The sequence below is a fragment of the Alteromonas sp. LMIT006 genome (genome assembly GCF_024300645.1).
In the GTDB taxonomy this organism is placed as follows: Bacteria; Pseudomonadota; Gammaproteobacteria; order Enterobacterales; family Alteromonadaceae; genus Opacimonas; species Opacimonas immobilis.
In genome coordinates this window covers 854,440-874,869 of sequence record NZ_CP101291.1, presented here as the reverse complement: position 1 = coordinate 874,869, position 20,430 = coordinate 854,440, and the positions used below count along the sequence as shown (strand labels likewise).

Here is a 20,430-nt window from a genome sequence, read left to right as displayed (position 1 = left end):
TTATCCTTGAGGGATCTTAATGCGCTGTCCGACTCGTATAACATCCGATGTTAGACCATTGTGTTGTTTGATTGCCCCCACGCTGACCCGATAACGTTGGGCAATGCGAGTTAGTGATTCGCCGCTGGCAACACGATGCTCTACAGGTTGGTTGTTTTTTTGCATCGCCCACAGCGTGCCTTCAGGCGGATACACGCGGAAATATTTTACAATCCCGTCATAAATTGAGCCCGCTAAACGTTCGCGATGAGCGGACCAATTTAAGTTTTTTTCTTCTCTAGGGTTCGAAATAAAGCCCACTTCAACCAAGATCGAAGGAATATCCGGTGCAGTCAGTACTGCTAGTGACGCGTGTTGTGGCGATTTTTTATGAAGTTTAGTCACTTTGTTGAGTTCTAAGAGCATTTTTTTGCTGATTTGATAACTCGATTGCTGAGATGATTCAGTCTGCATGTCTAACAACGTACGCATCAAAAACTCATCTTCTTCCGTTTCTTCCAAAATTTTGCCAGCACCACCGAGTAATTCAGAATGTTTTTCTGTGTTGCGTAGCCACTTTGCCAGCTCAGAATTAGCCCGACGATTATTCAATAGCCAGACCGAAGCACCTGATGGTTGAGGGGTTGTGAACGCATCCGCATGAATTGATATCAACAAATCCGCCATCTTTTGCCTTGCAATCTCGGGGCGTTTTGACGGCTTGATATAATAATCATCCGTTCGAGTTAACACGGCCCGTAGCCCTGGAGTTGCATCGATACGCTCAGCGACCTTCTTGGCAATCGATAATACAACATGCTTTTCATAGGTGCCCGTCGGACCAACTGAGCCCGGGTCACGGCCTCCGTGACCGGCATCCAAAGCGATAATGATGTCTGTTGGTCGGTCTGGTTGCTGACCAACAGATAACTTAGGTACCGCAGGAGGAGGGTCCGAAAACTGTACCCACAGTGTGGTGCCAGTCCACCCAAGGGTAAAATCCTCTTTGCTACGAGTTTCTATAACAATACGAAAATCAGAGGCTCTTTTGGGTTTGGACGTTCGCACTTTGTGAACCAGCCTATCTGAGTTTCGTTCAGTGATTGTCGCAAACTGTCCTTGGGTGTTGGGTAAATCAATGACTACCCGATAAGGCTTTTGCAAAGTAAAGTAGGAGTGTTTAACCGTCTCTGAAAATGAGAACTCAATACGCGTGCCCTGGGAAGTCGTTTTGAGAGTCGCATCTGACAGTGTGGTTTGCGCGATAGCGGTCAGACAAAAGCACCAATATAAGACACTTGCTAACACATACACTTTCAACTGTCGCATACTAACGCTCACTCATGTAAGGTTTGAATAATGCGCAATCCATGCGAGTTGTGGGCGGTTAACGTCACAGCTCGTTCACACGCCTCTGTACCGTGTACTAATTGAATATGCAAAGAAGGTTCAGGCACAAAGCCCTGCCCTTGTGATGGCCACTCTATGAGTAACAAATGCGCATCATTCAGATAATCACGTATCCCCATGAACTCGAGTTCTTCTGGATCAGCTAGTCGATACAAATCAAAATGATACACCGACAGTTCACCAATTGCATACGGTTCGACCAGCGTATAGGTCGGGCTTTTAACAGAACCTGAATGGCCTAACGCTTGTAGTAAATACCGTGAAAATGTAGTCTTTCCGGCACCTAAGTCTCCTTCAAGATGAAGGACTGTTTGATGAGTCGCAGAGACGAACTGAGCAATTTGCTGAGCTAATCGTTGGGTCTCTGCTTCGCTATTTATTGTTATTGTTTGCTGCATAACTCACTAAAAGATAGCATTTGATTGTGATTAAGTGTTAATTAAGCGCCTGACCTCTGGAAAAATATCACTTGCCAACATGCCACGCTCGCCATATTCATGTGCAATTATATCAGCTGCCCGTCCGTGAACACAAACGCCATATTTGGCTGCATCGACGTTACTCATTCGCTGCGCCATCAAAGCGCCAAGAATCCCGCTTAACACATCGCCCATACCTGCTGTCGCCATGCCTGGGTTGCCATGTTCACTGACCCAAGTACGCTTGCCGTTGTCAACGATGGTACCTGGCCCTTTTAGAATAGTCACAACCCCATAGCGTTGTGCTAATAATCTAGCATTGCTGTAGCGAGAGCTGTCTACATCTTCGATGGTCGTCTCAAGTAAGCGAGCTGCTTCGCCAGTATGAGGTGTTAAAATACAATCCGCTGGTGAAAATCGCGTTGCATGCTGCGGTAACATATTTAGCGCATCAGCATCTAACACAACAGGCAGATCTTTCTTTTGTAAATATTCTATGACTTGTTTAAATGTTTCTTGAGCCCACTCATCTTGACCTAAGCCGGGCCCAACAACGATTGTATTGGCCCATTCCAGCGCATCTTCTAGCGCTTCACTGATCACCATGAGTTCAGGTCTGCCTGCGGATATTTGTACACGACTATCTGGGTGAGCATAGATTTTTACTAATCCAGTCCCAGCTCGAAGGGCTGCCTCACCCGCTAAACGGATCGCACCTGACATACCGGCGTTTCCACCGATACACAGCAAGCGACCGAAACGACCTTTGTGAGAATTAACCCGACGTGGAGCGAGTTTTTCAAACTGGTCTAAATTAAGTAAATGAGTGTTCGATGGACAGACTTCAGCAAACGCTTTACCCACATCGAGATCGGCGAATTTTAAAATACCCGAGGCTTCTTTGCCCGCTGCGGTGACCAAGCCTTGTTTGATGCCGACAAAAGTGACCGTCATGTCTGCTTGCACACACCCACAAAAGGCGACCCCTGTCGTTGCGTTTAGTCCAGATGGCACATCGACACTCAAGACTGGAACCTTCGCTTCATTAATGGCATTAATCACGGCTAAAGAGTCTTGTCTAATCAACCCTTGCACCCCGATACCAAACAATGCATCAACAATGATATCCGCACGGGATAACAATGATTCGTTAAACGCAACAACTTTGCCACCGGCCGCTAGGAACGCTTCTTGAGCTTTCAGCGCATCTCCAGTCAGAGCTTTATCTGGATTCACCGAAACGACTTTTACATCGTGTTCGTCTTCTAACGCAAGTGTTGCTGCGACGTAGCCATCCCCAGCATTATTCCCAGAACCCACCACAAACAAAAAATGTTCGCAATTCGGTACAAGTTCAAAACACGCTTCATACACCGCTTTCCCTGCACGTTGCATCAGCCCGTAAAGCGTTGTCATACTCAACTCAGCGGCTTCCTCCTCACGTTGTGAGACTTGATCGGCGCGAAATAATTTTTGTGCTAAACTGGCGCTTCGTTTTTCGACTTGAATGTGCATATATGTCCTTTGAAAAAACTCTAGATTTGTCGCATTTAGCTCACCTTATCAAGGAGTGGGGCAAAGCGCTAGGGTTTCAAGACATTGGGATTTGTGATATCGATCTTGAAAAACACGAAGCGCCGTTACAAGCGTGGCTAGACAAGCACTATTACGGTACGATGTCATTCTTTCCAGAGCGCGGTATGATGCGTGCTAGACCAGATGAATTAGTGCCTGGGACGTGCCGTATTATTAGTGTGCGCATGGATTACCTGCCACCCGATGCGAGCTTTGCACAACATCTGGATAATACTAAAATCGGATACATAAGCCGATATGCGCTGGGTCGGGATTACCACAAAGTTATGCGCAAAAAACTCAAGCAACTCGGTGAAAAAATTTCTGAACATTGTGCTGGCACTCAGTATCGTCCATTTGTCGATTCTGCCCCAATTTTAGAGCATGCCGTGGCCGAAAAAGCCGGCATTGGCTTTACTGGTAAGCACTCACTTACGATTAACCCTCAGCATGGCTCTTGGTTTTTTCTTGGAGAGTTATTCATTAATTTACCTCTGCCAGTCGATAAACCAATCTTGGCCGATTGTGGCAGCTGCACAGCATGCATGAGCATTTGCCCAACGAACGCCATTGTCGCGCCGTATACTGTGGATGCGCGAAAATGTATTTCGTATCTGACCATCGAACACGATGGCCCAATCCCTGAACAATATCGCAAAGCGATGGGCAATCGCATTTATGGCTGTGATGATTGTCAACTCGTTTGCCCATTCAATAAAACCGCTCCGCTTACAGCCGAAGCCGATTTTCATGCGCGCCCCGATTTGCATGGCAATAGCTTACTTAATTTATTTGCTTGGAGTGAAATGGAGTTTTTAGCTAACACCGAGGGCTCTCCCATACGGAGAATCGGTTATGCCAAATGGCAACGCAATCTCATAACTGCGCTTGGCAACATATCACAAGATAATGGATACACCCAGATATTAGAAGATAAGCTCACCATGTTGGAAGCTGGCCAGTATCTAGAATACGGTTTTAACTCAGCGCCTTCAGAAGCACAGCAAAACATGCTCATTGAACACCTTACATGGGCAATATCACAAAGTGTGCAACCACAGCAATGCCCAAGCAACCGTCAACAAGAAAGATTAGTCAGGATTGTCCAAAAAGGGCTACCACGCGACGCCTAAATAAAGCCGCCAATTAAATGAATAATTATCGGCTTATTTTACAATCAATCTTCCAAGGAGATTGCAGAGCAGTACTACTTAGTGTGGTACTGCTTTGAATATTTGTGCACTGCTTCAACAAACACACCTGCGTGCTCAGGGGGGACGTCCAGATGAATGCCGTGGCCTAGGTTAAAGACGTGGCCGGAACCGTTACCAAATCCAGCTAATATCGATTGCACTTCTGTTTCAATGCGTTCCGGCTGAGCATATAACATCGACGGATCCATATTGCCTTGGAGAGCAACTCTATCACCCACTCGGGCTTTGGCGTCAGCAATATCAATTGTCCAATCCAAGCCAACCGCATCACAGCCGGTATCGGCAATGGCTTCTAACCACATGCCACCATTTTTGGTGAATAACGTCACAGGCACACGACGACCATCGTATTCACGGATCAGTCCGTCGACGATTTTGTGCATGTACTGCAGTGAAAACAGTTTGTAATCGCGTGGCGAAAGCACGCCACCCCATGTATCAAAGACCATAACAGACTGAGCGCCAGCTTTGATTTGGGCGTTCAAATAAGAGATGACAGAATCCGCTATTTTATCCAGCAAGATATGCAACGTCTGCGGTTCTGCAAAAGCCATCTTTTTGATTTTGGTAAAGGCTTTACTCGAACCGCCTTCCACCATATAAGTGGCCAAGGTCCAAGGACTACCGGAGAACCCGATCAGTGGTACGGCACCGTCTAAACCTTTGCGAATCGTGCGAACCGCATTCATCACATACTGTAACTCACCTTCCGGATCTGGGTGAGGGAGTTTGTGCACATCGGCAGCACAGGTGATTGGTCTTTCAAAGCGTGGTCCTTCCCCTGCTTCAAAATACAAGCCTAACCCCATCGCATCTGGAATTGTCAAAATATCAGAAAACAAAATCGCTGCGTCTAAGTCAAAACGACGCAATGGCTGCAAAGTGACTTCACAGGCTAATTCTGCATTTTTGCACAGTAACATAAAATCACCGGCTTCGGCACGAGTCGCTTTGTATTCTGGCAAATAGCGGCCGGCTTGACGCATCATCCAGACTGGAGTGACATCAACATCTTGTTTAAGTAATGCGCGTAAGTAGCGGTCGTTTTTGAGTTCTGACATGTGAGTAATCCTTGCTTTGACGCGCGCATCCTAGCAAAAAAACACACTTATTGCACTGTCTACCTTAGCCTTGTTTTGCGATTAGCTGTTGCGTGTGTTCAATCAAGCGTCCAGCGATGGATAACTTCGGGGGGACATTAGGCAAATCATTTACATCAAACCATTTTGCTTGAATAATCTCTTTGCCGTCGACCCGTATTTGACCACTTGCATATTCAGCAATGAAACCAACCATCAGTGAGTGCGGAAATGGCCAAGGCTGTGAACCAAAGTACTCAATATTTTTAACTTGAACTCCAACCTCCTCAAATACCTCTCTAGCCACTGCTTGTTCTAACGTCTCACCACTTTCGACAAAGCCCGCCAAAGTAGAATAAAGATTAGTATCAACATGTCGTGGGCCTTGCGCTAACAAAATTTTTTGTTCGTGCCGAATAGCAACAATGATACATGGTGAAATTCTCGGATACACACGATGACCACAACAATCGCATTGTCGCGCCATTTCCCAACCTATTTGACGCATTTTGTCACCACATTGGCCACAGTATTGGTGCGTACGCATAAAAAGGGCATATTGCCAGGCGCGCATTACCGGCTGAAATTCGTCCGCTGTATATGTTGCCAATAAATCACGCAAACCTACCGGCCGTAGCTCTGTATGTTCGATATATTGAGAACCTAGGTCGATAATTTTCAGACCATCGTCCATCGGCACGGCTGAAGATACATACGATGCAAAAACGTCTGAATCTATAATGTCCTGCCAGCGTGGCAAAAGCATTCCTTCAGAGTGCACAAGCACTTGTTGTTTAACGATAATAATGACATGCATGAGATATTGCTTTAATTCCAGTGCGATTTGTCGATATACTACAAGTGTTATGAGTATATTAATAGAAAAAGCCAAAAAACACTGCGAAAATGCTGGCGCTCGGTTCACTCCTTTGCGCGAACAAGTGTATACGCTATTGGTCAAAGCTAACGCTCCGATCGGTGCCTATGACTTGTTGGATCAGCTCAAATTGGAAAACGATTCAGCCAAACCAGCCACCGTATACCGTTCGTTGGACTTTTTGTTGGATTTTGGTCTGATTCACAAGGTCGAATCGACCAACATGTTTGTTGCTTGCCATCATTTTGGTTGCGCACACCCGGTGCAATTTTTGATCTGTGATAAATGTGGCAATGTCTCTGAAATACAATCCACATCATTACACGATGCGCTCACAGCACAAGCGACCTCACAAGGTTTCGTCGTAAAACAACAAACTATAGAAGCTCATGGCGTTTGTCACAAATGCCAATAAAGCACACTTACAAACTAACTTTCCAGGATGAATTGTGAAACACAACAATACCTTAATTCTAGCCTCTGCGTTAACCGTAGCATTGTCATTACCGGCCATTGCACATGAGCATAATACTGATGATATTAAGCAATCATGGATAGGCGTCTTTGCTGGCAAATATATTGGCGACTCTTCTCGCCCTAACGAGCAAAATCTCTATGACGACGGAAAACTGGCTGGCGCTGAAGTCGGCATTCGTTTTTCTTCTCAATGGGCTATGCGTTTAGAAGCTACTCGCACCTATATTGATGCGCTTAATGGTGATATTGATGGCGTGAATCTTGGCCTTGACGGCATGTATTTTTTTGACAATGACAAGCATTACGTCTTTGCCGGTGTTCGCCAAATAGATGATAGCATTGAATCTTCTTTATCCGGTGCTATTGGTCTTGGTAGTCAATGGGGAGGCGCTACAGACCTTCGTTTGATCACCGAGGCTGGCTTCTATCGTGATTTTGCAAACGATTACAATGATTTGGTTGTCAAACTGGGCGTATCATATCACTTTGGCCAATCTGTCAATCGCGCAAGTGTCAACAAATCACTCGCATCTAGCAACGTTGTGTCAAACACGCCTGCTGTACAATCTATTGACGTAAACCGCAACTCAGACGACGACAATGATGGTGTATTCAACCGCAATGATTCATGCCCTAATACCGCTTCAGGAAAAACCGTTGACGCAAATGGGTGTGCGTTAAAAACGTTAGTAGAAAAACAAGTGAGCTTAACCGTACTGTTTGACAACAACTCTGCCTTAGTAAAAAATCCCAATTCCATGGACTTTGCTAAAGTCGCTGAGTTTTTAAACACTTACCCACAAGCACAGGCTCTCGTTGAAGGTCATACCTCAGTTGTTGGTTCAGAGGCATTTAATCAAGCTCTGTCTGAGGCTCGTGCAGAGAATGTACGCAAGGTATTAATCGATGTTCATGGTGCGCCAGCTGATCGAATCGAGAGTATTGGATATGGTGAATCTCGTCCGGTAAACAATGCCATGACTGATGCAGCACACGCGCAAAATCGCAGAGTAGTGTCGGTCATCATCGCGATTACTGAACAAGAATAAACCATTAGCTCAAACAAAAGCCCGCTGCACTTTTGAAGTGTGAGCGGGCTTTTTATAACCGAATTTTGCGATTATCCCTAATATTGGTCGCCCATATGAGGACCTGCGTAATTTTCAAAGCGTGAAAATTGTCCTTGGAATACCAAGCGGCACGTACCAATAGGACCATTACGCTGTTTACCAATAATGATTTCTGCAATGCCTTTCTCTTCAGAGTTTTCGTGATATACCTCATCGCGATAGATGAACATGATCAAATCCGCATCTTGTTCTATTGCGCCAGATTCACGTAAGTCACTATTTACCGGACGCTTATCAGCTCTTTGCTCAAGTGTCCGATTTAATTGCGACAACGCGACTACCGGTACATTTAACTCTTTCGCTAAGGCTTTAAGTGAGCGCGATATCTCGGCAATTTCCAATGTCCGGTTGTCAGACAACGCTGGCACTCGCATCAACTGAAGGTAATCGATCATGATCATGGACAAACCGCCGCGTTCCCGAGCGAGTTTGCGCGCACGAGAGCGCACATCCATCGGGGTCAAACCAGAAGAATCATCGATGTACACACAGTCCTTATCCTTTAGCTGTGCCATGGTGTTTGACAGGCGTGCCCAATCTTCTTCATCGAGTTGAGCGGTCCGGATTTTGGTTTGATCCACTCGACTTAATGAGGCAAGCATCCGCATCATCAACTGCTCAGATGGCATTTCTAAACTGAACACAAGTACTGGTTTTTCTTCGATCATCATAGCATTTTCGACGAGGTTCATCGCAAATGTGGTATTGTGAACAAAAAAGTCTTGAGCCACAAAGTTGTGATACTTGGGCACTGTCAGGTCATATACCTGTTTGTATCCTTGATACTCTATCGAAACAATACGATCCCAAAAAACATCAGACTGTGCGAGATGCTTCAAGTAATCGTCATTAAATAAATCGGCAAAGAACTGACATCGTTGTCGAGACAACTGGCGTTGAGACTTTCCCGTTAAATGCGGATTAAAACCTGGAGGTGGTTCTTTTCCAGCCGCTGCAAAGATGGTCGGCCAACTTCGCTCGCCCTTTAATGCAATAACATATTCGTTAACGCTTAATGGTACGCTATCAATATTACTGTGTGTTTGTTTCCCTTCAATGTTTTGCAATGCCTCTGAACAGGCTCTTTCCTTTCCTAGAATACCGATGTCATTCAAAAACAAAGTAATCCCTTGCTGCCCCATAATCTCAACTTCATAGGGCGTGTGGGCACCATGGTATTTCGTCTTTTTAGCACGTCGTTTTGAGATAATGCCAAAACGAAGTAATAAATGCTGAACTTGCAGACTTAACCTTGGACTACTGGTGGCATAACTCACTCGACTTTGTCCATTGGCTTGGGTAAATACGCTACCATCACAAGCAAACATGCGATTGAGTAATAAAGCTAACGCGGGTTTATGCCAAGTGAACACTTGTTCAGGCAACACTTTTTCATGCGCGCTTTTATCCAATAAATGACAATTCTCCAAAAAATCAGTCAATGCGTTATAACGACATGAGCCTGCTTGCCAATCACTATGTGAGTCATTTGAAAACTCTTCACCCAATAGCCCACACATACGGAAATATATAGATGGTTCAGGTAACGCAACTGCGTGTCGCCACTGACTAATCGTGGAAGGCTGCAATGATAAAATTTGAGCCAGCGCTTTTCCGGATATAGAAAGTTGTGCCATAGCTCGATTTAAGTATTTAGCAAAGCGTTCTCGACATAACCCGGAAGTGGAAGATTTAGCGCTTATGCGATAGCTTGGGGTTTTGTTTTTTGCCTTAACTGGATTAACAGAAATGCCTTCAAACGCAATCATTGCAGAGATGAAGTCATCCACAATCGCGGAATTCTCATTGGTAAATTGAGGTGTTGAATTGCGAGTAGAGCCATCTGTCACCATGTAAGCAATAGCTTTTACCTTGTGCTCTTGCGGTTGTTCATTACCAAAATAAGGCAATGCTCTTGGTACGGCTATTTGCTCATCAACTGCAATTTCACTTAATGGTAACCATCCTCGACCGGTTAAGAATGGATGTGTAATCGTTGTTTCTATTGATTTACCAAGTGCCGTTGTGACTTTAAAGACAGGTTTTAACCCATCATCCACAAATTCGCTTGCTCGCGCATTCACGGCTTCAAACGCATCATTGATACTAAGAAGTGATGCTGATTGTTGCGCTACCAGAGTATCAATAGTGTTCAGCTCTCCAGTCATCGGATCAATGATTTCAGACCCGCTCACGATGCACTTACCCATCGACGGCCTAGCGGCAACGATTATCAAATCCGACGGCTGCAAACCACTGGTTTTTTTGTCTAAGTCGGTAAATCCAGTCGTCACACCGGTCACTTCTTTGTTGCTCTTAACTAAAGCATCTAATCGCTCAACCGTTTTGCCAAGAACATTGGTGACACTTTGCGGCCCTTCAGACTGCCCGGTGCGTTTTTCGGCTATTTCAAAGACTTTGCTTTCAGCCAGATCCAAAATTTCTCTGCTGTCTCGTCCTTCAGGATGATAGCCTACTTCGGCAATATCATGAGCAACACCAATCAGCTCTCTAGTAATGGCGCGTTCTTTGATAATACTGGCGTATGTTATGACGTTTGCCGCAGACGGCGTATTGTTGGCGAGCTCTCCAAGATAAGACAAACCACCCGCTTCTTCGAGTTTATCATGTTGCTCTAAATGCTCAGAAACAGTTATAACGTCTACAGGTTGTGAAGCGCCAAGGAGTTTAAGGATCGCACTATAAATCGTACGATGCGATAACAAATAAAAATCTTCAGCAATGACAATGTCCGTGACCTTATCCCAAGTATCAGGAGAGATCAGCATACTCCCCAATACCGACTGCTCAGCTTCTACCGAATGTGGCGGTATCTTGAGTTTTTCGATTTGAGAGTCAGGTTTTTTATTATTATCTGCCACAACCGTAAGCCATTTGCCAAAAAAAAGAGGATAGTCATTATCCCCTTTTGCATGTCAGTTTCAACTGCTAATTTTGGCTGTTAATCGTGCTTCAGCGTAATTCGTCCACTCACTGTATCAATATTGATCCGGCCATCCCCTTCACCTGCTGTAAAATTGAGCGAACTTGCAGGTCCATATTTTTGCTTCTCCACTTTGTCTGTCGATAACTCATTGTTGATTCGCCCCCCAGCATGCGCATCGACATTGATGCGAACGGATAAGGCGCAGTAATGCGGCGTCATCTGATGCGACACGGAAGCTACTGGTTGTACTGTCATGATCCCTACCGAAATATGTACATATGTTTGGTGTTATAAAGTATGTCGTATGTGAAGGGCAAAAGGTTTACCAGACATAAAAAAAAACAATGTAAATCTCAACTTTTGGTCAGCTTACTTCAGAATTAAATCAACTTATCATTCTATAGTCTTAGTTCAAAGACATTATTTCTATCTATACTTTTTTTGGAGTTCAATATGAAGACACTTAATACTAACGAGATTTTAGCGGTAAATGGCGGTGAATACGGTTTTTGTGAAGTCGTAAGAGACGGTACTGTAGGCTTTTTCACTACCGCTGGAACATTAGTTGGTGGTGCCACCACACTTGGTGCTGGCGCAGTTTTTGGCGGTTTCATTGGCCATATGATTGGTAATGCAGCTGCCTCTATTGTTTACGAGGATTGCAAATAAAATATCATGAAACTATATTTAAGTCACCACTCCCTCTCAGCTTATGCTGGAGGGGATTCCGAGAGCAAGTTAGATTTTTTTAAGGAAAACTATCTAACTGTTTTTCGGACTATACCACCATATATCGGCATCGTATGTGTGATAGTTATTATTATCCTTTGCAATCAATATCTAGTTGACTTATCCATCATCATTCAATCGCTGATCACTGGAGGCTTTGCTGGTTTTGTTTACTTTCAATGGCATTGTTTCGCATTGGACAAATTAGCAATAAAAAGACATAAAAAAAACACCACTTTAGTGACCTAAGGTGGTGTTTTACTAAAAACGTTTCGTATTTAGTGCTTACGCTTCAGCAACAATCACAACTTTCACAGTTGCAGTAACGTCAGAGTGTAGTTGTACGTCGATGTCGTACTCACCAAGCTCACGTAAAGTACCAGTAGGTAATTTAACTTCAGCTTTAGTAACGGCAACGCCTGCAGCAGTAATGGCATCAGCGATGTCACGCGTACCAACAGAACCGAATAACTTGCCTTCGTCGCCCGCGGGTGATGCGATAGTCACCGCTTCAAAAGCCGCCAACTGGTCAGCACGCGCTTGAGCAGCGGTTAATGCTTCTGCAATTTTCGCTTCTAATTCAGCACGACGTGCTTCAAATTTAGCGACGTTGTCTTTGGTTGCAGGTACTGCTTTTCCTTGTGGGAACAAGAAGTTACGAGCATAACCGGCTTTCACTGAAACTTGGTCGCCTAAACCGCCTAAGTTAGCGATCTTATCTAATAAAATAATATCCATTGCTAACTCCGCGCTTATTTGTGGCCATCAGTGTAAGGTAACAACGCTAAGAAACGCGCACGTTTGATAGCAGTTGATAGCTGACGCTGATACTTTGCACTAGTACCTGTGATACGGCTAGGAACGATCTTACCTGATTCAGTAATGTAGTTCTTTAAAGTAGCAGTATCTTTGTAATCAATCTCTGCAACGCCTTCGGCTGAGAAGCGGCAGTATTTACGACGTCTAAAAAATCGAGCCATGAGTACTCTCCTTATGCTTCTTCGTTAGTAGATTCAGCTTTTGCTTCTGGAGCAGGCGCTGACTCTGAGCGTTGTTCACGACGTTCTTCTTTCTTCATAGGTGAAGGTTCAGTTACTGCATCTTTAGTGCGGATAACTAAGTTACGAAGGACAACATCGTTGAAACGGAATGCAGTTTCTAGTTCCTCAACCGCTTCAGCAGTGGCTTCGGCATTGATTAGAACATAGTGTGCTTTGTGTAGTTTTTCGATTGGGTATGCCAATTGACGACGGCCCCAGTCTTCTAAACGGTGGATCTGACCGCCTTCTTGGGTCAGGATACCAGTGTATCTTTCGATCATACCTGGTACTTGTTCACTCTGGTCAGGGTGAACCATGAATACGATTTCGTAATGACGCATCGTGATTCCTTATGGTTTGTAGTCTTTGCAGTACAGCCTGCTGCGCTAAGACAAGGAATAAATGGGATTGGCTGTAAGGGCGCGAATATTACGCAGGTTTTGACCAAAAAGCAAGCATTTATCGAATTGTGATTATGCTAAAATATTGGCCTGTCTACTGAGTATAGGCGAAGGAGATTTTGAAGAACACCGAACGCTCGTTGCTCGTCAGTCGTTCCATTGTTTCATCTTGAAAACCCGCATCCGAATAACCCAAGAAAAACTTGGTCAATGGATTGACTTTATAAGAATACAAAAGCTGCACGCCCATATCTTTGTAATACGGCGTTACATCATCAATGTAATTATCCACATTGCGCTCGACTTCTGATACATCCACAATGAGGCGTACAAATTGTTTGGCATCAAACTGATAGGTCATGCGCCCTTGCAATACTTTTGCCGTGAATACGTTTGCGCCGCTCGCGTCGAGTTCGACGTATTCATACCCAGCATTGAGCTTTAGATGACGATTAAACTGATACTCAAATGATGAATCGGAAACAAAGCGTTCACCCACTCGATTATTAGCAAAATCAATCTGCTCACCTTGTGAGAAACGCTGAAATAACTCCAAATCGGCAGTTGGACGCGTTTCAATGATCAAGCGATTAAAATACTCGTCAAATAATGTGGTATTGCTGGCAATAGTTAATACACTTGGATCGTGTCTCAAACCCACCCGTTGTCGCCGAGTTTGCCCAAAATCAATGTAAGTATCATATTTGGCATCGATTGAGAAAAACGTTTCGATTTCTTTTTCTAACAAATCGCCATTGTCATCGTGATGAATATCCCAGTCCCCGCGCAAGCGCAAACGATTCCACCACGCTTCTTCACTGCGCCAGATATACCCGCCACCTATGACAGATGTCCTGCGATCCACTCTCGAGACAAACCCCAAATCTCCGCGAAAATCAGCCTCGTGGTCAAAATGCCCTACTCGGATAAAATAATGTTCGGTATCTCTGCGATATTCTAAGCGAAACGCGCCACCGCCAATCGAATCGCCATACTGTGTGCGCAAGGCCGCTTCTGAAAACGCATCTCGCTCATTACACAACTCATCGTCACAGAATTGCTGATACAAGTCCTGCGGATATTCTGTGTCTGAATATACATACTGAATGCGAATATTATCCTTATCCGTCGGTGTCCATTTGGTATCCACCCCAAATACGTAGTTGTGATAATCATCCGCTTCACGCAAGGTAGACACAATACCCAAAGAGAGGTCTTTATTGACATCATAACGATAACGTAGCGCCATATTGTTGGATTTGTTCTCTAATGTGCCCACTCTTGAACCCAGATTACCTGGCACTAGGAAATTGGTCGTTTCATCATTGGCAAAGAATACGCCTAATGAATGCTGCGCTAACCTGCCTGTCAATTTGATACCGTACTCTGGCGCATTGATATTTCGTGTATAAATGAGATTGAGCATAGAAGTAAAGTAATCGGCATTCTCGACAAAAAACGGACGTTTTTCTGGGAAAAATAACGCAAACGTATTATTCACGGACACTTGAGCTGAGTCGGATTCGACCTGTGAAAAATCCGGATTCAAGGTGCCTTGTAAAGATATCTCCGGAGTAATCCCCCAATTAATATCGAGACCGAGTTCTTGTCCCCGCTCACCAACCCAGTCGCTTGTTGGTGAAACCTCTCGTGTTTGTGAGTACCCACCAATTATAGTCGGCACAAGCTCCAAGGCTTTGCCTTGCTCAGCTTTAGCAAAGCCAGTCACTGGCATCATTTGACATAAGTCACAAGCGTTGTTGCGGTCGTACTGAATATGAGAAATCCGATACATGTGTTCCCTGGGATAAAAACGCACAAACTCAACACCCCAAGTTTTCTCTGCATCAGATTGCGAAAAGTTCATAGTGCTTAACGGAATCGCAAACTCAACAATATAGCCATCCTCTGTGATTTTACCTTGGCTTTGCCAAATTGTATTCCAACTGTCTGACTCATTCCCGGTCATCTCGTTTTGAATCGCATCGGATTGAATACCCAAGGCATTGGCAAAAAATTGATAGGCTAAGCGTCCGTCATTAAAGGTATCGATTTTGACGCCAACGATATCGTCACCCCAAATCAGGTCGCGGTCAACAAGTCGAGCTTGTATATCGTTTGGTGAAGAATCATAGGCTTCAAAGAGTATATATAACTGTTGCCCATCCTCAAAAAAGCTGACGGTGGTATTGACTGGTGCGGGGAGATTGTTAAAGGGACGCATGACGTTGTTCACATCAATGCGGTTGGCATGAGACCATTCTTTATCAGAAATGTGTCCATCAATCACCACGTTGTGATCGACATTAAAAGGCACATCTAACTTTGCACATACTGAACAACTGAATACAGCAATTAGTAATAAACAAAAAAAGGCTCGCACACATCCTCCCAAGCAACAATGCTGGGCATTATTTCACAAAGAATTAATTTGCAATAGGAATGTTGGGCAAAAAAGATGTAAGCAGATATAAAGGAAAAAGGATCGTCCTTGATTCGTTTGCATCCTTACAAACTGACGATCCTTGTCTTTCGTGTGTTAGAGTGTGATTTTTTAACAAAAGCCACATACTTAAGATACACACAGCGCACAGAAAAAACTTTCACCAAACGGACAAAAACTATCACCAAACGGACATTTTGGCCTTTTTGCATGACTTTTTTTCACCGCTAAGGCATTATTACCTCATCAAAGCAGTATTGATGACATTAAATGTTCCGACACGTCGTTTTTTTATCCATCGTCTTATTCATAGGTTTCAACACCTCTGCGCACAACTATTACTCGTTACCTTTTTCTCAGTACAATATTTCTGACGGATTACCTGACTCTACCATTACGGCTTTAACCCAAGACAGTTATGGCATGCTCTGGGTCGGTACTCCAGAAGGCCTCGTTCGTTATGACGGTCGGCGCTTTCTGAACTTGCGCAATCAACTGGGGCTGAATCCTAGTTCACCTTATGTTTACGGCCTAGCACTTGGACAAAAGCAACGTTTGTGGGTTGTATTTGCCGATGGTATTTACGTTTTGCGCCCAAACGCCCAAACTTTCGAAAAATTTTATTCATTTGAAGATGATTATGCTGACGAGCGTCATGTCACACAATTGCGTAACGGCGAACTTGCCGTGTATTTCGATGATCAGCTGTTGCTCATTGATACCAGCTTGCCTCAACCGATCTACCAACGATTCCGCATTTATCGTCCCATTGATGCAATAGATATCCTTGGTGACACTTATCTAGTCGGCCACAACTGTGATCTGGTGAGGTACCGAAAGACCCCTTCAGGGGAATTTAAGTCGTCCCAAAGTATAAATATCGGATGCAGTATTCAAGATATTACGGTCTCAGATGAGCATATTTTTGTCAGTTCGGGAAAAAGAGGGATTTTGGTATACAACCAAGAATTTGAATTGACTCAACATTATACTGATGAATCTCATGCCATTGGCTCTAATAATATCAAAAAGACAGTAATTGATGAAAATGGACATATCTGGGCAATTTCTTATGCTAATGGCATCTGGTATCAAGGTCCCAAACAAGCTTACAGGGCATACTACGAATACAATGACCCGCATTCCATCGGCGCAAATCGAATAACCTCAGTATTACAAACAACAAATGGTGATATGTGGTTTGGCACTGAACGCGGTGGACTCAATCACTATCGCAGCAACACGCAGTACATTTATCACCTCAAACACGAAATGTCAGACAACTCGCCTCTCAGTGGCAATAATGTGACGGCCATTGCTGCCGACAAATACTTACGCGGTTGGATGGCAGCGAACTCGGACGGGCTTTCCATTTACAACCCAGTGAAGCGTGAAAGTCAGCTTATTTATTCCGGGCTTGCAGGTGTGAGGGTATCGGATATTTATATCGACGAAGAACACGCCTGGGTACTAGATGATTTTGGCATCACACAAATTTCAGTAGAGGGTCTCCATGTCATCCGTACTTTCACTCCAGAAAATTCAGGTTTAGCTGCTTCGGGATTGGTTAAATGGGTTGAATTGTCTCCCAATCAAGTATTTTTGTTACATCGCAAACAAGGCATTAGTCTTTTTGATAAAGAGAGTCAATCATTTCAACACTTTGACCGTGATAATTCCAATCTACCGACTAATTTTTTTAGTTATGGTTTGGTTCATCAAGGCTACGCATGGCTCGCTTCCAACCGGGGCTTACATGCATTTAATCCAAAAACAGGCGATTTTGACAATTTCTTATTTGAGACAGATTTAAAAATAAATCTCATCAATCATATGATTGCAAACGATGATGAAATTGTATTATCAACCAATCTTGGCCTATATGTATTTAATCCGTTGAGTAAGACATTTAGTAATGAAGGAGTACCTCAGCAGGTTCAACAAATCAACCTACAAGCCACAATGGTTAATGACAATGGCGATATTTGGTCTACTACAAAACAAGGAATGCTCAAGTATAGACTCGATTCAGAAATGATCGACTGGTTTATTGAAGAAGACGGTTTACAAGGAAATGAGTTCAATCCAGGTGTGGCGTATTTGAACTCTCGTGGAAATTTTGTATTTTCTGGGCTCAATGGAATTTCGGTTTTTCAACCAAATGAATTTAACAAAACGATACCAAAGTTGCTGTTATCTGCTGCTGAAGTGTTTTATGCAGATGGTTCATCTGAGTTTTTCATACATCCTTCTCAGAATACGTTTAATGACAACTCAGCTCGAACGATCAGTGCAATTGAGCTCTTTTTTGGTGATAGTAATTTCACTACCCATGCTAATGATCGCTTGGCTATCAAAGACGGGACGAGTGAATTTGTCAATGATGATTTTCGCTTTTCATTCTCTCCAAGTTATGGGGAGAATCGATTGTTAATCAGTCTTCATGGCGAGATCGATAATAACTTTGCAAATGATGTCATTGTCGACGTTTTTCAGCCCAGTCCTTGGCATCAGCAATCTAATATTCAACTTGGCATAATCTTTATCCTTCTGTTTATACCTATTAGCGTGTTTTATGTTCGTCTGCGCCAGACCCGAAAAATAATTGAAACAAAAGATAAAACGCTCACCTTGCGCAATGAGCAACTTGCGAAAGAACATTTTATTCAAAAGAATAAACGCGAACAATTAGAGCAAAATGCTTCTGAAAAAAATCAGATGTTTGCCAACATTGCCTCAGAATTCAATGTCCCCTTAAGTCTTTTACTCGACCCGGTGGATGAATTATTGCAGAGTGAATTGCAAACACACTCACAAGAGCGCCTGTTAGCGATCAAGCGCAATGCTTACAAATTAAAGAGCCTTAACCAAAAAATCTTTGAACTATCACAAGCGACCTTTATATCGTCTAAATCTGATGAAAATAACGCTACCGATTTAGCCCTGTGCTTACGCACTGTCTTGGAAAACACACAGCAGTTCGCCAAAGAGCGTAAGATTGACATTCGTTTCAGTCCTATAGAGCCATTTCAGGTCAACGCCAGCTTAACTGAAATGCAAACGTTGTTGAGTAATCTTATTTTAAATGCTTTGCAGTACAACCACCAAAATGGTTTCGTAGATATCCATATAGAGGCTAATGTTGAGCTCTTAAAAATCACGATTATAAACAGTTCTATCCCACTGCAGGATAAAGAGTTGAATCACTTATTTAACCGCTTCTACCGTGGTCCAGAAGCGGGCATTGGTAACCCTGATGGGGTTGGACTAGGCTTGAGCATAGTAAAAAATATTATTGACCGGTTAAACGGCGATATCGCTTTGAAAAGTTCAAAAGATGGGATGTTTACTGCAAAATTATCACTCCCAAATGTATATGAACAACACATTATCCCTATTCACGACAATAAAGATGAGTTACCTAAAGCACTGTGTATTGATGATAACGAAGAGATCCTTAAGTATCTCAAAATAGCGTTACAACCTTCTTTTGACCTAACAACATTAAACTCGCCAGAACACGCCATTGAAATCGCCCGAGATATGCTGCCAGATATCATAATCAGCGATATTATGATGCCCAATATCGATGGGATTACTTTGATGGGTATGATTAAAGAGGATGTGTTGTTAAGTCATGTCCCTGTCATTTTGATCAGCGCCCGTACTAGCCAATCTGATATTCTAGAAGGATTGCGCAATGATGCTGCTGATTACATCTGCAAACCTTTTGACAATGAAGAGTTGCGCTTAAAAGCGTTGAACCTCATCAATATCCAGAAAAAAACTCGCACAAAAACGGTCGAGCAAATCTCAACGAACGTCCAACAATCTGCAGATGAACCTGTATCACTGTCCGATTTCATGTCAACCGTATTAAAAATTTGCGAAGAACGTTTTGACGATAGTGAATTTGAATTGAATGATTTACGTGATGCGCTTGGTTTGTCAGATAGACAGTTGTTGCGAAAATTCCGTGCCGAAACGAATAACAGTCCACGTGATTTTTTATTCAATTTTAGAGTCATGAAAGGGGCTGAAATGCTCAAATCAGGGGAAAATGTCACAAACACCGCATATGCCACAGGCTTTGGGAGTCCGTCTCATTTTACCACCCGATTTAAAAAATATTACAACATGACGCCTAGACAATTTACTCAGCAGTGGTCTGCGCCAAGCGATGACGATACATCTGAGTCAGAATAGATAACTCATCAAACACGGTCCATTCTTGCAATTTCAGACTCTCTCCATTGTACTGATTTACCTGCCACAGGGCCATGCGAGGAATGATAACTGCTGTCATTATCACCACTATAGATGATATTTTCAGCATGTAAGGTTGTCTGTAGCAAGATATTGCACATCTTGTGCAAATACGTTTGCGGTAACTAGAATGCGTTCTACCTTGCCATCAGAGGCATTGTCCATGAATGCTGTCGGTGCAACGGTCTTTTACGAAGGTAGCATAAGAGATATTAGACGATTGCTGCCTAACTGACAATCAATCCATTTTCGAATACCGTACGTTTAAATAGTATCGTTTCACTCAATGACATTTATTCAATGTGGTATAAATCAAAATCGAGACTGCTTATCCTGTGTTTATTCGGCGCCTCCTTATTTGTGCAAGCAAGCGCGTTCACCACATTGGAAAAATGGACTCATAACGAAAGTCCAATCGAGATCGCTAAAGCTCACAGTCAAGAT

16 protein-coding genes are annotated in these 20,430 nt (G+C 43.5%); 5 read left to right on the top strand and 11 right to left on the bottom strand.

The annotated features are described in order from the left end of the window. The 3 genes from NLG07_RS04090 to NLG07_RS04080 are packed head-to-tail and all read right to left on the bottom strand — an operon-like array spanning position 1 to position 3,323. Entirely contained in the window at positions 1–1,308 is a 1,308-nt protein-coding gene (locus NLG07_RS04090) for an N-acetylmuramoyl-L-alanine amidase (protein ID WP_254856425.1), read from the bottom strand. Positions 1,309–1,316: 8 nt separating this feature from the next. Beyond that, positions 1,317–1,787, bottom strand: a complete 471-nt coding sequence (tsaE, locus tag NLG07_RS04085; RefSeq protein WP_254856424.1) for a tRNA (adenosine(37)-N6)-threonylcarbamoyltransferase complex ATPase subunit type 1 TsaE — start codon at positions 1,785–1,787, stop codon at positions 1,317–1,319. Positions 1,788–1,817: 30 nt separating this feature from the next. After that, positions 1,818–3,323, bottom strand: coding sequence for an NAD(P)H-hydrate dehydratase (locus tag NLG07_RS04080; RefSeq protein ID WP_254856423.1), 1,506 nt, complete (start codon positions 3,321–3,323; stop codon positions 1,818–1,820). A gap of 2 nt (positions 3,324–3,325) precedes the next feature. On the opposite strand from NLG07_RS04080, the gene queG reads away from it, so the two are divergent. Further along, positions 3,326–4,516 carry a tRNA epoxyqueuosine(34) reductase QueG gene (gene queG, locus NLG07_RS04075; protein WP_254856422.1) on the top strand — a complete coding sequence of 397 codons (1,191 nt, stop codon included), beginning with the start codon at positions 3,326–3,328 and terminating at the stop codon, positions 4,514–4,516. Positions 4,517–4,590: 74 nt separating this feature from the next. Here the strand turns inward: queG and hemE are convergent, their stop codons facing one another. After that, on the bottom strand, positions 4,591–5,658 hold the full coding sequence (gene hemE / locus NLG07_RS04070) for a uroporphyrinogen decarboxylase (RefSeq protein ID WP_254856421.1): 1,068 nt from the start codon (positions 5,656–5,658) through the stop codon (positions 4,591–4,593). Between the two features lie 64 nt (positions 5,659–5,722). Further along, positions 5,723–6,493 carry an NAD(+) diphosphatase gene (gene nudC, locus NLG07_RS04065; RefSeq protein ID WP_254856420.1) on the bottom strand — a complete coding sequence of 257 codons (771 nt, stop codon included), beginning with the start codon at positions 6,491–6,493 and terminating at the stop codon, positions 5,723–5,725. A 49-nt stretch (positions 6,494–6,542) separates the two neighbouring features. On the opposite strand from nudC, the gene NLG07_RS04060 reads away from it, so the two are divergent. Together NLG07_RS04060 and NLG07_RS04055 are read left to right on the top strand one after the other, a co-directional pair. Next, a complete protein-coding gene (locus NLG07_RS04060; protein WP_254856419.1) occupies positions 6,543–6,968 on the top strand; it encodes a transcriptional repressor in 426 nt (141 codons plus the stop codon). A 34-nt stretch (positions 6,969–7,002) separates the two neighbouring features. Then, entirely contained in the window at positions 7,003–8,079 is a 1,077-nt protein-coding gene (locus tag NLG07_RS04055) for an OmpA family protein (RefSeq protein WP_254856418.1), read from the top strand. A 77-nt stretch (positions 8,080–8,156) separates the two neighbouring features. Here the strand turns inward: NLG07_RS04055 and dnaB are convergent, their stop codons facing one another. Both dnaB and NLG07_RS04045 read right to left on the bottom strand, forming a co-directional pair. Continuing rightward, positions 8,157–11,042, bottom strand: a complete 2,886-nt coding sequence (gene dnaB, locus NLG07_RS04050; RefSeq protein ID WP_303049219.1) for a replicative DNA helicase — start codon at positions 11,040–11,042, stop codon at positions 8,157–8,159. An 80-nt stretch (positions 11,043–11,122) separates the two neighbouring features. Beyond that, a complete protein-coding gene (locus NLG07_RS04045; RefSeq protein WP_254856417.1) occupies positions 11,123–11,362 on the bottom strand; it encodes a hypothetical protein in 240 nt (79 codons plus the stop codon). A gap of 198 nt (positions 11,363–11,560) precedes the next feature. Between NLG07_RS04045 and NLG07_RS04040 the strand changes: the two genes are divergently transcribed. Further along, positions 11,561–11,776, top strand: a complete 216-nt coding sequence (locus tag NLG07_RS04040) for a hypothetical protein (RefSeq protein ID WP_254856416.1) — start codon at positions 11,561–11,563, stop codon at positions 11,774–11,776. A gap of 345 nt (positions 11,777–12,121) precedes the next feature. Here NLG07_RS04040 and rplI read toward each other — a convergent pair whose 3' ends face one another. The 4 genes from rplI to NLG07_RS04020 form a co-directional block, all read right to left on the bottom strand. After that, a complete protein-coding gene (rplI, locus tag NLG07_RS04035; protein ID WP_254856415.1) occupies positions 12,122–12,574 on the bottom strand; it encodes a 50S ribosomal protein L9 in 453 nt (150 codons plus the stop codon). Between the two features lie 14 nt (positions 12,575–12,588). Then, positions 12,589–12,816 (bottom strand): 30S ribosomal protein S18, encoded by a 228-nt coding sequence (gene rpsR / locus NLG07_RS04030; protein WP_254856414.1) that lies wholly within the window; start codon positions 12,814–12,816, stop codon positions 12,589–12,591. An 11-nt stretch (positions 12,817–12,827) separates the two neighbouring features. Continuing rightward, positions 12,828–13,217: a 30S ribosomal protein S6 gene (rpsF, locus tag NLG07_RS04025; protein WP_254856413.1), complete on the bottom strand. Its 390-nt coding sequence runs from the start codon at positions 13,215–13,217 to the stop codon at positions 12,828–12,830. A gap of 154 nt (positions 13,218–13,371) precedes the next feature. Further along, positions 13,372–15,660 (bottom strand): carbohydrate binding family 9 domain-containing protein, encoded by a 2,289-nt coding sequence (locus tag NLG07_RS04020; RefSeq protein ID WP_254856412.1) that lies wholly within the window; start codon positions 15,658–15,660, stop codon positions 13,372–13,374. A gap of 330 nt (positions 15,661–15,990) precedes the next feature. On the opposite strand from NLG07_RS04020, the gene NLG07_RS04015 reads away from it, so the two are divergent. Next, a complete protein-coding gene (locus NLG07_RS04015) occupies positions 15,991–19,926 on the top strand; it encodes a response regulator (protein ID WP_254856411.1) in 3,936 nt (1,311 codons plus the stop codon). Positions 19,927–20,430: the final 504 nt, after the last annotated feature.